12 protein-coding genes, 1 pseudogene and 1 riboswitch are annotated in these 14100 nt (G+C 70.6%); of the genes and pseudogenes, 7 read left to right on the top strand and 6 right to left on the bottom strand.

Annotated features, from left to right (window positions below; translation table 11 throughout):
• Positions 1–56: 56 nt before the first annotated feature.
• From ACIPXC_RS15155 to ACIPXC_RS15145, 3 genes are read right to left on the bottom strand one after another with little or no spacing between them, the layout of a single operon-like run.
• On the bottom strand, positions 57–866 hold the full coding sequence (locus tag ACIPXC_RS15155) for a hypothetical protein (protein WP_401617369.1): 810 nt from the start codon (positions 864–866) through the stop codon (positions 57–59).
• A 3-nt stretch (positions 867–869) separates the two neighbouring features.
• Positions 870–1442: a hypothetical protein gene (locus tag ACIPXC_RS15150; RefSeq protein WP_401617366.1), complete on the bottom strand. Its 573-nt coding sequence runs from the start codon at positions 1440–1442 to the stop codon at positions 870–872.
• Between the two features lie 9 nt (positions 1443–1451).
• Positions 1452–2909, bottom strand: coding sequence for a hypothetical protein (locus ACIPXC_RS15145; RefSeq protein ID WP_401617364.1), 1458 nt, complete (start codon positions 2907–2909; stop codon positions 1452–1454).
• Positions 2910–3597: 688 nt separating this feature from the next.
• Positions 3598–3783, top strand: a riboswitch (cobalamin riboswitch).
• 251 nt (positions 3784–4034) lie between these two features.
• On the opposite strand from ACIPXC_RS15145, the gene ACIPXC_RS15140 reads away from it, so the two are divergent.
• The 6 genes and pseudogenes from ACIPXC_RS15140 to ACIPXC_RS15115 all read left to right on the top strand — a co-directional run.
• Positions 4035–5252 (top strand): ABC transporter substrate-binding protein, encoded by a 1218-nt coding sequence (locus ACIPXC_RS15140; protein ID WP_401617361.1) that lies wholly within the window; start codon positions 4035–4037, stop codon positions 5250–5252.
• Positions 5249–6367: a FecCD family ABC transporter permease gene (locus tag ACIPXC_RS15135; RefSeq protein WP_401617358.1), complete on the top strand. Its 1119-nt coding sequence runs from the start codon at positions 5249–5251 to the stop codon at positions 6365–6367. Before ACIPXC_RS15140 ends, ACIPXC_RS15135 begins: the two co-directional genes overlap by 4 nt.
• Positions 6364–7440, top strand: coding sequence for an ABC transporter ATP-binding protein (locus tag ACIPXC_RS15130; RefSeq protein WP_401617355.1), 1077 nt, complete (start codon positions 6364–6366; stop codon positions 7438–7440). Before ACIPXC_RS15135 ends, ACIPXC_RS15130 begins: the two co-directional genes overlap by 4 nt.
• Complete coding sequence (locus ACIPXC_RS15125; protein WP_401617352.1) at positions 7434–8183, top strand: (2Fe-2S)-binding protein; 750 nt, start codon at positions 7434–7436, stop codon at positions 8181–8183. The genes ACIPXC_RS15130 and ACIPXC_RS15125 overlap by 7 nt, the downstream gene beginning before the upstream one ends.
• Positions 8180–8740 carry a hypothetical protein gene (locus tag ACIPXC_RS15120; RefSeq protein WP_401617349.1) on the top strand — a complete coding sequence of 187 codons (561 nt, stop codon included), beginning with the start codon at positions 8180–8182 and terminating at the stop codon, positions 8738–8740. The genes ACIPXC_RS15125 and ACIPXC_RS15120 overlap by 4 nt, the downstream gene beginning before the upstream one ends.
• Positions 8741–9001: 261 nt before the next feature.
• A pseudogene (locus ACIPXC_RS15115) lies at positions 9002–9127 on the top strand (RidA family protein); the annotation flags it as partial.
• Positions 9128–9176: 49 nt separating this feature from the next.
• Here the strand turns inward: ACIPXC_RS15115 and ACIPXC_RS15110 are convergent.
• Entirely contained in the window at positions 9177–9911 is a 735-nt protein-coding gene (locus tag ACIPXC_RS15110) for a TetR/AcrR family transcriptional regulator (RefSeq protein WP_401617346.1), read from the bottom strand.
• Positions 9912–10003: 92 nt separating this feature from the next.
• Between ACIPXC_RS15110 and ACIPXC_RS15105 the strand changes: the two genes are divergently transcribed.
• Positions 10004–11065 (top strand): amidohydrolase family protein, encoded by a 1062-nt coding sequence (locus ACIPXC_RS15105; protein WP_401617344.1) that lies wholly within the window; start codon positions 10004–10006, stop codon positions 11063–11065.
• 114 nt (positions 11066–11179) lie between these two features.
• Here the strand turns inward: ACIPXC_RS15105 and ACIPXC_RS15100 are convergent, their stop codons facing one another.
• Entirely contained in the window at positions 11180–11383 is a 204-nt protein-coding gene (locus tag ACIPXC_RS15100; protein ID WP_401617342.1) for a hypothetical protein, read from the bottom strand.
• A gap of 52 nt (positions 11384–11435) precedes the next feature.
• Positions 11436–13901, bottom strand: coding sequence for a heavy metal translocating P-type ATPase (locus ACIPXC_RS15095; protein WP_401617340.1), 2466 nt, complete (start codon positions 13899–13901; stop codon positions 11436–11438).
• Positions 13902–14100 lie beyond the last annotated feature (199 nt).

The raw sequence follows: 14100 nt of genomic DNA, 5'->3' as shown, positions 1-14100 counted from the left end.
CCTCAGCCGCGCACTGAACCGTTACCGTTGCTCTGCGGCCTCCCGGGACCTCGTCCTCACCTGTCGCTCTCACCGGGGAGGAGGTCGGCCATCATCTCCCAGATGCGCTTGCTGCCCACCGGACGGAGCACCAGAGGGCTGTCCGGTCCCACCTGGCCCTCGTGCACCGGCTCGGACGGGGATTCCCGGTGCCAGTAGCCGAGCGGGCCGCAGTCCCAGATACCGAACCCGCGCACACCGACCGTCAGCTGCCCGCCGTCCCGGCCATGCCACGCCGAGGTGAGACGCCAGTGCACACGCAGTTCGGTGAGCAAGTGGGAGAAGAGGGACAAGGCGGGCTCGGTGAGGTTTCCCGCTTCGGCCAAGGCACGCTGGACCCGCTCGGGCGCATCGTCGTCCGCCGGGCCGTCCAGGGCGGCGAGCCCTGCGTCCATCGTCCCGATGGACGTCTCTATGTACGGCACCGCGACATCGAGCGCATCGGCCTGCCGCAGGTTCACCAGAAGGGCCAGCGACCATACGAGCAGTTTCGGCTCGACCTGCGCATACTCGACCTCGCGCTGCCCCGGCCATTCCTCGTGCGAGAAGACGTACGTCTCACCGACCACCAGCCCGTGGTTCAGCACACCCTGCTGGCCGATCACCTCCGCGCTGATCGCCACCTCGGGTGCGGCCAGAGTCTCCAGCAGAGGAACGAGCTGGACGGAGACCTCTCCCGTCTCGCTCACGAGCCCGGAGTGCTGGAGTTCGGCAGCGGCGGCGCCGTAACCGGCTGGCAGCGGCTCCCCGCTCACCATGTGGGTCAGCAGCGCCAGGTGGTCCTGGGCCAGCCGGAAGCGGGATCGGGCGCTGTCGTAGGAAGGCATCAGTCAGCTCCGTGCTGCGTTGTCGGCCCAGAGGTTGAAGACCGTTGAGAAGCCGGCGCGGAAGGCGCCGCCCATAGTCAGGTGCGAGCGGTTGACACCGGCGAAGAGCACCGCCAGGGACACGTCGACCGGCACGGCGGCGCCGTCGATCACCACCCGCAGGCGGCGCCGCTTCGTACCGATCCCCGAGTCGGTGACCGTTACGGCGAGTCCGGGCCGCGTGAGGACGTACCGTTTCCGGCTGATCGCGCTGCACCGGTATTCGGTTCCGTCGTGCGTCATGCGAAGGGCGCGCCCTTTCCGGCGGACCGCCCATCGATTCCGCCGCAGCTTCACCTCCTGACCGTCCACCCAGAGGTGGGCACCGTTCAACCGCGGCTTGTCCTCGAAGATGGACCAGCCGATCAGGAGCGTGGTCGGAATCGCGCTGCCTTCTGCCCTGGCGCCCGTTCCCGTCGCGGGGCGGATGTCCGCCGGGTAGCACACCTTGATGTCACCGAACTCCTCCGAGGTGGTGGACCAGTGAAGCGCGCGCCGCTCGTCCCGTATTTCTCTCATCTCGAACGATGTGGTCAATGCGTGCTCCTAGTCGAAGGGGTTGAGGAACTTGCCGACCTTGCTCGCGCCTGATGCGATTCCCTTCCCAAGATCCTCCGCCTTGTCCCCCACCCAGTCGGTGGACGTGTTCCACGCGTCGGCGATGTTCTCCCGGTTCTCCCAGGCAAGGGCACCCGCATAGATCACACCCGTGCCGACGGCCAGGCCCACCGTGACCGGGTTCGGCGCGACCATCGCGGCGGTCAGGGTCGCGTTGAACGCTGTACCCGTCAGGTCGGAGGCGAACTTGTCGGGGTTGTTGGCTATCTTCTCCGAGTCGTAGGTGGAGAGGTTCGCAACTCCGTAGAGCGTCGCACCCGCGGACCCGACGATGCCGAGCCCCCGCATGGCACCGGCCGCCTTGGCCGCATTGGCCAGCCCGCCGCTCTCGGCGACCGTGATGAGGTTCGCCTGGGCTGCAGTCGTGGGCGTGATGAGCGCGCCGTTCTTCATGTACGAGCCGTACTGCGCAGCCACCGCATTGGAGCCGCCGAGAACCGATCGGGCGGCAGAGGAGGCGTTCAGGGCATTGGCGGCACCGGGAATGTTCGGGCTACCGCCGATGAGCCGCGCGGTCAGTGTGCCCGGCGCGTTCAGCAGGGTTCCGGGCTTGCGGTAGGCCTGGATCAGGGCGAACGCGCCGGGGACCGTGATACCGGTCGCCCTGGCGAAGGCGGCGAGGGAGACGGCACCTGACACGTAACGGGAGTAGAGCCTGCCCCACTCCGGGTTGCCCGAGAGTCTGGCGACGATGTCACCCTGGGCGCGCGCCGACCACATGCTCAGCGTTTCCTTCTTCGGGTCCATCAGCAGGCCGCTGAGGTCGAGTGAGACCTCATCCTCGGCCTTCGGCGGGGCGGCCGCGATCATGTCGCCCTTCGCCTGGCCGTTGAATCCGCTGCCGAAGGTCATATCGTTCGCGTTTCCGCCGCCGATGGCGTCCGTGACCACGGTCTCCAGGGACGCCTTGAGGTCCTTGTCCGCCTCGTCGAAAGACTTCACGCAGGCATCGATGTACTCGGCCCAGGCCCCTTCGTTCTCCTTGACACTCTGGAGGGCCTTGGAATCCGCCTGGAGGTCGGCGCGCTCCTGACCGGTCAGTCGGTCGTAGCCGTAGGCGACACGGCCCTGCTCCGACACCTTCATGCCCGCAGCCACAGCGTCCGCGCGGGCGGATTCAAGGATCTTCTTCAGCTCAGCGAATCGCTCACGCCCCGCGCGCAGCACCTTGGCGGTGGCCTTCGCCTGGGTCTGCGCCGCCAGATACTCGTAGTGGGTCCCGACGAACCGGCGGTTGGCGGCGATTGCCGAGACGCCCACCCAGCCGGAGCCGGTTGTGATGGGCAGGACGGCACTCTTGTAGCGTCCTTCGACCTTCTTCAGTTCCTCGGCGACCTTGTCCCACCCCGTCGCGGCGGTATCGAGAAGACCGAAGTCGGTGGTCATGACCTCGTGATATGTCAGCAACGCCCATCCCCCGAGAGCATCTCGCCGGCAGAAGGCGCACCAAAGCCCGCTTAACCGATCTTACGTTCGGGACAACCCTAACCAACCCGACCAGTCCACGTGCCAGCACACGAACCGAGGAAGCATGCCATGCAGTGGCAGTGGATTCGGCCTGATCGTCTTCTCGCTCACCGTGCCGCCCGCCGCGGTGGCGGTGATCGTCGATCGGGTGGGGGACCGGGCACGGCGGCACTGGAACTCGCTGCGGCACCGCAGTGCGGCAAGCCCGCTCCCTGCCATCTCCCTTACGGGCCATGCCACAACGTGCCAGTAGAGACGGTATCCGGCGGTCAGCAGAGACGTTTCCAGAGACCTCGAGACTGCCATCGTAAGCAGCGTTTCCCAGGGCAACAGCCATGCAGACGGTCAAGTGCCGGGTGATTCCCAAGCTTATAGCGCGGGTTCGATTCCCGTCATCCGCTCAGATACGAAGGCCCAGGTCACAGACCTGGGCCTTCGTCGTTGTCCGGACCTCTCCGGGTCTGCCGCACCCTCCGCGTGCCACAGGCTCCCCGAGGCGGAACGTGCGTCGCGATGGTCCGGCCGAGACTCCGGGCGGGCGCCCTCCCGGGTCCGACGACCGCGCTCTGTGGCTGGTCGCACAGTTGTGGGTCTGGCGGGGCCGTGGCCGGTTCTGCGATGCTTCCGTCCGACAAGCGACGGCGGAACGAGGAAGCCGGTGAGATTCCGGCACGGTACCGCCACTGTGTAGGGGGAGCGACTCCACCCATGGCCACCGCCCCAACCGGGGGCGGGAAGGCCGGAGAAGCTGTGATCCCGAGTCAGGAGACTCACGCCGTCGCACCTCGATGTACGGGGCGGATTTCCCCAGGAGAGGCGGTGGCACTCGTGTGCCTGCGTATGCGTGGGGGCGGCTTCGCGCCGCCTGTGGTTCTTTGGAGCCGGCCTGCCCGGGTTGATTCCCGCGCCCGTTCCCTCCTCAGGTTCTGACGACCCCCTCCCCCAGCGGGTTCCTTCCCGTACGCCGCATCACGCGCCCGCCATACCGGCGCTGCGCACTGTCCACGCATGTCACCAGGAGTCACCTTGTCCGTACGATCCGCCATGCCTGCTCGCCGACCGGCCACCGCGGTGGCCTTCCTCGCCGCCGCTCTCACGCTCACGGCGTGCGGGGGCGAGCCCGGCCCGCCCGCCGACGCCAAGACCCAGGTCGCCGGGGAGGGGTGCATCAAGGACTTCGACCCGGCCAAGGACTACTTCCCCGTCAAGTCGACGGTGGAGCACGCCAAGAACTTCACGCTCCGGTACGAGAAGAGCTACCAGGTCCTCACCGTCAACGAGCCTTTCCCCAAGGGCAAGCCCGAGTCGTACGTGCTGGTCAAGTGCGGTGCGCCGAATCCGGAGCTGACCGGTGAGCTGGCATCCGCGCAGCAGGTCACGGTTCCGGTCAAGAGCCTGTACTCCGCCTCCACCACCCACCTTCCGCTGCTGACCGAGACCGGCACGCTCGACGTGCTGACGGGGGTGGCGAGCACCGCGACCGTCTCCTCCGCCCAGGTGATCGAGCGGGTGAAGGCGGGCAAGGTCACCGAGTACGCCAAGGACCGTACCCTCAACGCCGAGACGGTCATCGGCGCGAAGCCGGACGTGCTGATGACCCAGGGCACCGACGACCCGCAGTACCCCAAGCTGCGCCAGGCCGGAATCGCCGTCGTAGCCAACGCCGAGTGGCTGGAGTCCAGTCCGCTCGGACGCGCCGAGTGGGTCAAGGCGATGGCCGCACTCACCGGGGCGGAGCAGCGCGCCGGCGAGGTCTTCGACACCATCGAGACCGACTACCGGAAGGTCGCCGAGAAGGGCGCACAGGCGGTCAAGGACGGCAAGACCGTCGACGTTCTCCCCGGCACGATGTACCAGGGCACCTGGTACATGCCCGCCGGCGGCAGCTACGCCGCCCAGCTGATCAAGGACGCGGGCGGCACCTACCCCTGGGCCGGCGAGCCGGGCACCGGCAACGTCCAGCTGAACTTCGAGGCCGTGTACGCCAAGGGCGGCGAGGCTCCCGTCTGGGTCGCCGACCAGAAGTGGAAGTCCACCGCCGACGCGGTGAAGGCGGACAACCGGTACGGGCAGTTGAAGGCCCTCTCCGGCGGTGCGGTCTGGACAAACACCAAGGCGCTCGGCCCCGGCGGCGGCAACGACTACTTCGAGCGCGGCGTGCTGCGCCCGGACCTGGTCCTCGCCGACCTCTTCGCCCTGATGCACCCGGACCAGGCGAAGGACCACACCTTCACCTTCTACCAGCCGGTGCCCAAGGCGTGACGACGCACACGGCAACCGCGCCGGCCGCCGCATCCGCCCCGGACGCCCCCGACACCCCCCGGGCGCCGCGGCCGGGGCGGCGGCGCCTGGCCGTCGTCCTCGCCCTCGCGGCCGGCACCGCCGCCCTCTTCGTCCTCACCATCGCCACCGGCTCCCACCCGGTGCCGGTCGCGGAGGTGGTACGCATCCTGTTCGGCGGCACCGCCGAGGACCCGCGCTGGACGGTGATCGTCGAGCAGGTCCGGCTGCCGCGCGCGCTGACCGCCACCGCCGTCGGCGCCGCTCTGGCGGTGGCGGGCGTGCAGATGCAGACCCTGTTCCGCAACGCGCTGGCCGACCCGTTCTCCCTCGGGGTGAGCTCGGGCGCCAGTATGGGTGTCGCCGCGGTGGTGGTCGGCACCGGCGGGGTCGCCGGCAGCTTCACCGGAGACCTGGCCGGGCTCGGGCGCGTGGGCGTCGTCCTGGCCGCCTCGCTGGGCGCCGCCGCCGTGCTGGCCCTCGTCCTGCTGCTCTCGCGCTGGGTGCAGTCGGCCGTCACCCTGCTCGTCATCGGCGTCATGATCGGCTCGGCGGCCACCGCCGTGGTCGGCGTGATGCTCGTCTACGCCCGGCCCGAACGCGCCCAGCAGTTCGTCATGTGGGGCCTGGGCAGCTTCAGCGCCACGACCTGGCCCGACCTTCAGGTCATGCTGCCCGTCATCGGAGCCGGACTGCTGACCGCCCTGCTCACCGCCAAACGTCTCAACGCCCTGCTGCTCGGCGAGGACTACGCCCGCACGATGGGGCTGAACGTACGGTGCAGCCGAGATCTGGCACTGTTCGGCACCTCGCTGCTGGCGGGCGCGGCAACAGCGTTCTGCGGTCCGGTCGCGTTCCTCGGCCTGGCCGTCCCGCACCTGACCCGGGTGGCGTTGGGGACCTCGGACCACAGGGCGCTGATCCCGGCGTCGATGCTCGCGGGAGCGTTCCTCGCACTCGCGTGCGCGCTGCTCAGCCAGCCGCCCGGCACGGAATCCGTGCTGCCGCTCAACGCCATCACCTCACTGTTCGGTGCTCCCGTCGTCATCGCTTTCCTGATCCGCAGCCGTCGCGGCGTACAAGGAGTGGCCTCGTGACCGACACCATGACCGGCCCCGTCACGCAGACGGCCGGCGGACCGGACCCCACCGGCGGCCTGGTCACCCAAGGCCTCGCCGTCGGCTACCGCACCCGGTCACCACGCCGCCTCGGAGCGGGGCGGGCCGTGCTCTCAGGGCTCGACCTCCAGGCACGGGCCGGCGAACTGACCGTTCTGCTCGGCCCCAACGGCGCGGGCAAGTCCACGCTGCTGCGCACCCTGTGCGGGCTCCTGCCACCACTCGACGGCCGGATTCGCATCGGCGGGACCGACCTCGCACGGCAGCGGCCGGCCGCGCTCGCCCGGCGGCTCGCGGTCGTCCTGACCGACCGGGTGGACCCCGGACTGCTGTCCGTACGAGAACTGGCCGGGCTCGGCCGCCACCCGCACACCGGATTCAGCGGCCGTCTCACGGCCGCTGACCACGCGGCCGTCGAGTGGTCGCTGAAGGCGGTGGGCGCGGAACACCTCGCGGACCGGCCGGCCGCCGAACTCTCCGACGGCGAACGCCAGCGCGTCCTGACCGCCCGCGCCCTCGCCCAGGAACCGGAGGTCGTCCTCCTCGACGAGCCGACCGCCTTCCTCGACGTCCCCTCGCGGGTGGCACTCACGGTGCTGTTGCGCGACCTCGCCCGGGACAAGGGCCTGACCGTCGTGGTCAGCACTCACGACCTGGAGCTGGCCCTGCGGGTGGCCGACGCCGTATGGCTCGTCGACCGCGACTCCCGCGTCCACGCCGGGGCGCCCGAGGACCTGATCCGCGGGGGCGCCGTGGGCGCCGCGTTCGACGCCGACCACCTCGCCTTCGACCTGGTCTCCGGCACCTTCGGACTGCGCCGAACCGAGCGGGCCCGCGTGACGGTGGACGCGCCACCCGACATGCTCCCGCTCCTCGAACGCGCCCTCGCCCGGGAGGGACTGGCCGCCGCGGCCCCGAGCGACCCGGGCGCGGGCACGGGCACGAGGGTGAGCTGGGAGGGAGCGGACCAGCTCATCCTCACCGGACCGGACGGGCGGGTCTCCCGGGTCCGCAGCTTCCACGAGCTGACGCAGGCGGTACGGACGTGGTGAACGCGGCCATCACCCCCGACACCCTGGCACGGATCTCCACGATCGGCCCCTACTTCGCGGTGGCCACCGGCCCCAGCCCCGAGGCTGGGGTTACCTCCCAGGCCGAAGGCCCCGGGGGAGGGTTCCGCCCGATGACCGAGCTGCACTCCGACCCGGACGTGCTGGACGCATGCGTACGGAACGTTTCCCTGCGGCTGGGCACCGATCAGCCCAGGGTGGCCGCGTCCACCCTGCACCTGGGCACCGTCTCCCGGCTCTGGTCGATCGCCCTGGCCTGCGCCGCGCTCACCGGCCGCGTCCCCGATCTGGAGCCCGACCGCCTGTGGTGGCGCCTGCCCGCCTCCGGCCCCCTCGCTCTGTGGCTGCCCGACATACGGGAGGTGGGCCAGGATCCGCTTCCGGCCCTGCACCACACCATCACCGTCCAGAACCTGGCCCCATGGGCCGACGCCGTCCGGCACGTGTCCGGCGTCTCCCCGCACACGCTGCGCGGCAACGCCGCCTCGGCGCTGATCGGAGCCCATCGCGTCCTGCTCGCCAGGGAGCCGCACGCGCCGTTCCCCGTCGTACCGCTCGTTCGAGCCCTGCTGGACCGGCCTCCGCTGGCAGACGCCGGCACGTACCGCGTCGTCCCGGCCTCACCTCTCGCGTTCCGGCGCCGCAGCTGCTGCCTGTACTACCGCGTGCCGGGTGCGGGCACCTGCGGCGACTGCGTCCTCAACCCCAAGGAGAAGACCGCATGACCACCACCGAGCCGACCATCGTCGAAACCCCCGGCGGCGGCACCCAGCACGTCTGGCCCCTCCCCGTCGACGAGGCCACTCTCCTCGACCTCGTCACCACCGTCTTCACCGACCACTGGCAGCACATCCACTTCGGGCCCATCATCGAGGGCGCCGCCTGGGAGGTCGGCGCCCCGGGCGCCCCCACCGCCATCACCATGAACGACGGCTACGCCACTGTCGACTTCGGCGCCTGGCACTTCCACCTGTGCATCGGCGATCACACCGCCTCCGGTCCCGAACTCGGCCGCATCCGCCGCTGCTCCCGCGCCGAGCTCTACCGCAGCCTCGGCTCCGACGGCGCCCCCGTCAGCTGGGGAGCCCGCCTGTTCAACGGCCGTGACGAGCAGATGATGACCGTCCTGCTGCCCAACCCGTTCCTCACCGACCGCCAGGACATCCTCGACACGCCCGACTTCACCCGCCTCGCCGCCTGGGACGCCCTCCGCGACCGCTTCCTGGGCCTTTCGCCCGACCCTCTCGACCGCACCGGCAAGGGGTTCCGCCACAGCGGCTGACGCACGGGCCGGGTACCGCTTGCGAACGCAACAGCATGGACTGGCGTGCCGGGCCGGGCGGCAGGACAGGGGCACCTCGCGTTTCGCCCCGGAGAGCTGTCCGGCCGGGTCCGGCGCCCGTGCCCCAGCCGTGCCCTTCCGGGCGGGAAACAGCGGTCAACACCGGTACGACAGGACCGTCCGGACAGGTCGCCGGGCAGAGCGTCACCGCAGGTCAGGAGCCCTTCGGGCACGCTGCGCGCCGTAGATTCCCAAGCCTAGGGGCGCGGCCGGGCGGCCGCGAAGCTGGGCGTCACCGCGGCGCCGCCGGCCTCGCTGCTGGGCGTGGCCGCACTGGACGTACCTGACCATCTGGTCGAGATCGAGGCAACCGCCGTTCTCGGCTGAGCAGGCACTCCTCCTCCCGGGCGGCGGCCTGTCCCCATACGTCGGCGCCTCAGCCGTCGGCGGCGAGCCGCTCCAGCCACTCCCTCAGCAGATGCTGCTCCGCGCGGCTGAGGGTCGTCTGTTCGGGCAGCGCGGCGCGCAGGGCGCGGGCGGCGCCGACCGGGCCCGGGTCCTGCACGACCGGCTGCCGGTTGGTCACGGCGGTGACCATGGTCTCCCGTAGCGTGGTCAACAGGGCCGGGTCACGCCCGTGTTCCGGCAGGGACAGCCAGGTGAGTACTGCGCCGCGGGCCGTGGCATGAATGACCTGGGCCGCGAGTTCCTCGTCGACACGGAGCCAGCCGCCGACGGCGAGGCGCCGGATACGGCCCATGAGGATCTCCATGCCTGCCTTGAAGGAGGCGGAGGCGGACCTCGTGGGTTCGCTGTACATCAGCGTGTACAGCGCGGGATTGGCCAGACCGAACTCGACCGCGACGTCCCAGCCGGCTCTCAGATCCTCGATCGGGTCCAGCGGGTCGGGGTCGACGTGCTTGGTGGCGAGGAACGCGGCGAAGCCGTGCTCGGCCACTGCGTCGAGCAGCCCGTCCTTGTCGCCGAACAGCCGGTAGATGGCCGGCGGCTGCAGGCCCGCCGCTTCAGCGACCGCACGGGTGGTGACCGCCTCGCGTCCCCCGCGCGTCAGCAGGCCGATGGCGGCCTCGATGACCAGTTGCCGGGCCTGTGCGCGGCCGATGGTCGCGACTTCGGAAGCGCTGCTCCCGCTCTGTGCGCGTGTTGACATGTATCGACGATACCGCGCCTCCGAAACCATCGTTATTATCATCGATAACATTTCTACGATTCCAATGGAATCAGACGGTGGAGGAGCATCCCATGCCCGACCGGCTGCGGATCGTTGCACTGGAGGAGCACATCGTCGTGCCGGCGATCACGAAGGCGTGGTCGCGTGCCGGAGTCCCGGAGCTGCCGAACCTGGGATTCGGCGACAGCCCCGTCGCCCGGCGACTGCGCGACACCGCGGAGACGAGGCTCGCGCACATGGACGACCAGGGAGTCGATGTGGCGGTGCTGTCGATCTCATCACCAGGCGTGCAGAACCTGCCCGACTCGGACGCGGTCGCCGTTGCCCGCGACACCAACGACCAGCTCGCGGAGATCGTGGCCGGCAACCCCGACCGGTTCGACGCGTTCGCAGCGATCCCGACGCAGTCGCCGTCGGCCGCGGCTGCGGAGCTGGAGCGGGCGGTCACCGAGCTGGGCTTCCCGGGCGCCATGCTCTACGGGCGCACCGGATCCAAGCTCGCCGACGACTCCGAGTACGACGAGCTGTACGCCGCTGCGGAGCGGCTGCAGGTCCCCCTCCACTTCCATCCGCAGATGCCTGTGCAGGCGGTGATGGACGCCTACTACTCCAACATCGGCCCCATCGGAACCACGCTGGCAGGGCCTGCGATCGGCTGGTACTACGACCTGGGCGTGCAGTACCTGCGCATGATCTTCTCCGGTGTCTTCGACCGGCACCCCGATCTCCAGGTGATTGCCGGCCACTGGGGAGAGGTCGTGCTCTTCTATCTCGACCACACCGGGTTCTTCGCCGACGCCGGTGGCCTGGCCCGCCCGCTCACCGACTACTTCAAGCAGAACTTCTGGATCGCCGGCAGCGGCACCGTCAGCCCCCGCTACCTCCGCTGGACAGCCGAAGTCGTGGGGACCGCACGGATGCTGTACTCCACCGACTACCCCTTCACCTATGGGTTCCGCCCCGGCGGCTTCCCCTTCGTGGACACCAGCGCCGGCGTCGCCCGGTCCTTCCTTGAGGACGCCCCCTTCACGGACGAACAGAAGGCCGACATCGCGCACCGCAACTGGGAACGCCTCACGTCCCGCGGCACGGACCACACCCAGCGGTCCCGGCCAGGCCCATCACCCGCCTGACCAGGCCGTACCATCACGAGGCGCCCCGCAGCCGAGGTCTCGAGGCCTTCGACACTCGCGCCTGCACGGCCACGTAGGTGATCCGCCGCTCGCGGTTGCGGTGCACCGCAACCACTACCCCACGTCGGGGCATCTCCCATCGCGAGACGGACTCCAGGAAAGCCGCGGGTGCTCGGTGGCGCCCGCCGTCGGCAGCGCAGCGGCAGTGCCGAGGCCGTGCATACCGAGCAGCCCGACGACGACTCCGAAAACGAGCAGCAGTCCGAGCCGCAGCACCGGCCGGGACTGCGGCTGCGTGCGGGGCTCGTGGGCGGTCACGTTTCCCGCCGTATGACGCGCCCGCACCCGGCGCGGTGCGACCTGGGCCCGGCTACCCGCCATGGTCGTCGCCTCCGTCCGCCGGGGCGTCAGGGGCAGCCGCGCCGGGCAGGCGGAGGCGCTTGAGGGCGAGGGCGTTGACGGCGACGATCACGCTGGATCCGGACATGGACAGGGCGGCGATCTCGGGGCGGAGGATCAGTCCGGTGGCGGGTTCGAAGACGCCGGCGGCGATGGGCAGGGCGATGGCGTTGTAGCCGATGGCCCAGCCGAGGTTCTGGCGCATCTTGCGCAGGGTGCCCCGACCGATGCGCAGGGCGGTGGGGACGTCGAGCGGGTCGGAGCGCATCAGGACGAGGTCGGCGGTCTCGATGGCGACGTCGGTGCCGGCTCCGATGGCGATGCCGAGGTCGGCCTGGGCGAGGGCGGGGGCGTCGTTGACTCCGTCGCCGACCATGGCGACCTTGCGGCCGCCGCGCTGGAGCTCGGCGATGGTGGCGGCCTTGTCGCCCGGGAGGACCTCGGCGATGACGGTGTCAATGCCCAGGCGCTGCGCGATCCGTTCGGCGGTGGCCCGGTTGTCCCCGGTGAGCATGACGACTTCGACGCCGAGTGCGTGGAGTTCGCGTACGGCGGCTCGGGAGGTCTCCCGCGGCGCGTCGGCGATGCCGACGAGGGCGGCGGCCAGGCCGTCGACGGCGGCGATGCCGACGGTGCGGCCGGTGGCTGCGAGCTCGTCCCGCCGGGCAGCCAGTGAACCGAGGTCCACGCCTTCACGTTCGGTCAGCCGGCGGTTGCCCACGGCGACCCGGTGGCCGTCCACCACTGCGGTCGCCCCGTGGCCGGGCACGTTCTCGAAATGCCGGGCCGGCACCGGCCCCACGCCGCGCGACTGCGCGTAGCGTACGACCGCTTCGGCGAGCGGGTGCTCCGATTCCCGCTCGACCGCAGCGACCAGCCGCAGTACCTCGTCCTCGTGGCGGTCGGGTGCGGTGATCACCTCGGTGACCTCCGGTTCTCCCCTGGTGAGAGTGCCGGTCTTGTCCATCACCACGGTCTGGATACCGGCGGACGCTTCCAGGGCCATCGCGTTCTTGAACAGGACCCCTCGCCTGGCCCCCAGCCCGGTACCGACCATGATCGCGGTGGGAGTGGCCAGGCCGAGCGCGTCCGGGCAGGTGATGACGACCACGGTGATCGCGAACAGCATCGCGCTGCTGAAGGGCCGGTCGGTGGCCAGCAACCAGACGGCGAGCGTGAGTGCGCCTCCTACGAGGGCGACGAAGACGAGCCAGAACGCGGCCCGGTCGGCGAGGCGCTGGCCGGGGGCCTTGGAGTTCTGGGCCTCCTGGACCAGCTTGACGATCTGGGCCAGTGCCGTGTCCGCACCCACCCTGGTCGCCCGTACCCGCAGCGTGCCGTTGGCGTTCAGGGTGGCACCGACCACGGAGGATCCCGGAGCCTTGTGCACCGGAAGGCTCTCCCCCGTCACGGTCGACTCGTCGACCTCGCTCTCGCCCTCCTCCACGACCCCGTCCGCGGCGATCTTCGTCCCGGGGCGTACGAGCAGCAGGTCCCCGACGGCCACCTCTGACGTGGCGACCTCGACCGTTTCCCCGTCCCGCAGGACGACGGCCTTGGGCGGGGCGAGGTCGAGCAGGGCGCGGACGGCGTCGTTGGCACCGCCGCGGGCGCGCATCTCGAACCAGTGGCCGAGCAACACGAAGGACGCCAGGACGGTGGCAGCCTCGTAGAAGACCTCCCCGCCGCCCGTGAGGGTGATGATCAGGGAGTACAGCCAGCCCGCTCCGATGGCGACGGCCACCAGCACCATCATGTCCAGCGTCCGGGCGCGCAGGGCACGGACGGCGCCGACGAAGAAGATCGAGCACGAGTAGAAGATCACCGGCAGGCTCAGCAGGAGCGCCCACACGTCCTGACGGAGCCCGAACGGCACGGGCACGTGCCAGCCGAAGACCTCCTCGCCGATCGGGGACCAGATCACGATCGGAACGGAGAAGATCACCGCGACGAGGAAGCGGTTGCGCATGTCGGCCACCATGGCCGCCATCGACATCTGCGCATGGCCGCCGTGGCCCATCGCCTCCTCGGGTGACGGCACCCCCTCTGCCTCGTGCCCCGCGTGCGACGGCACGCCCTCCACCTCGTGCCCCGCGTGCGCGGGTCGCACGGCTTCGGCCGCCCTCGCGGGATCGGGCGGATCCGGCTCGTCCATCGGGTCACAGATGTGCGCCGGCACCGACTGGCCGGCGCAGTGGTAGCCGCACTCGGTCACCCATCCGCGCAGCTCGGCGAGCGAGGTCCGCCGCGGGTCGAAGACGACGTTGGCCGACTGCGCCACCGGGTTGACCTCGACGTCCAGCACACCCGGCCGACGGCCCAGCACGGCGGCGACGGTGCTCTGCTGGGTGGCGCGGAGAATGCCCCGCACGTCCAGTACCGCCGTGCTGCGTTCCTTGCCCGCATCGCTCGGCTCGGGGTCCCGCGGGTCTCGCATACCCGTTCACCTCGGTACGTCGGCGGCCCCCGCTCGGCCAGGGCACTTCCCTTCGCCTACCAGCAGCCTGTGCCCGCTGCGGCGGCCCTGCAACGGCAGAGCGGCCGCCCGAAGCAGCCGCTCCCGCCCCTGGGGTGGCGGGAGCGGACCGGAGCCAGGGGGCACCGGTCCACCAAGCAGCGACCGAGGGCGGATCGCA

Origin of the sequence: Streptomyces sp. NPDC090021 (assembly GCF_044748225.1) — a bacterium.
Taxonomy (GTDB): domain Bacteria; phylum Actinomycetota; class Actinomycetes; order Streptomycetales; family Streptomycetaceae; genus Streptomyces.
The sequence above is the reverse complement of the archived record's forward strand: the minus strand, read 5'-3'. Positions and strand labels throughout refer to the sequence as shown.

Bases quoted from the DNA above. Each gene is read 5' to 3' on its own strand.
- ACIPXC_RS15155 (WP_401617369.1), bottom strand. From the start codon at position 866: ATGCCTTCCTACGACAGCGCCCGATCCCGCTTCCGGCTGGCCCAGGAC.
- ACIPXC_RS15145 (WP_401617364.1), bottom strand. From the start codon at position 2,909: ATGACCACCGACTTCGGTCTTCTCGATACCGCCGCGACGGGGTGGGAC.
- ACIPXC_RS15140 (WP_401617361.1), top strand. From the start codon at position 4,035: ATGCCTGCTCGCCGACCGGCCACCGCGGTGGCCTTCCTCGCCGCCGCT.
- ACIPXC_RS15120 (WP_401617349.1), top strand. From the start codon at position 8,180: ATGACCACCACCGAGCCGACCATCGTCGAAACCCCCGGCGGCGGCACC.
- ACIPXC_RS15110 (WP_401617346.1), bottom strand. From the start codon at position 9,911: ATGTCAACACGCGCACAGAGCGGGAGCAGCGCTTCCGAAGTCGCGACC.
- ACIPXC_RS15105 (WP_401617344.1), top strand. From the start codon at position 10,004: ATGCCCGACCGGCTGCGGATCGTTGCACTGGAGGAGCACATCGTCGTG.
- ACIPXC_RS15095 (WP_401617340.1), bottom strand. From the start codon at position 13,901: ATGCGAGACCCGCGGGACCCCGAGCCGAGCGATGCGGGCAAGGAACGC.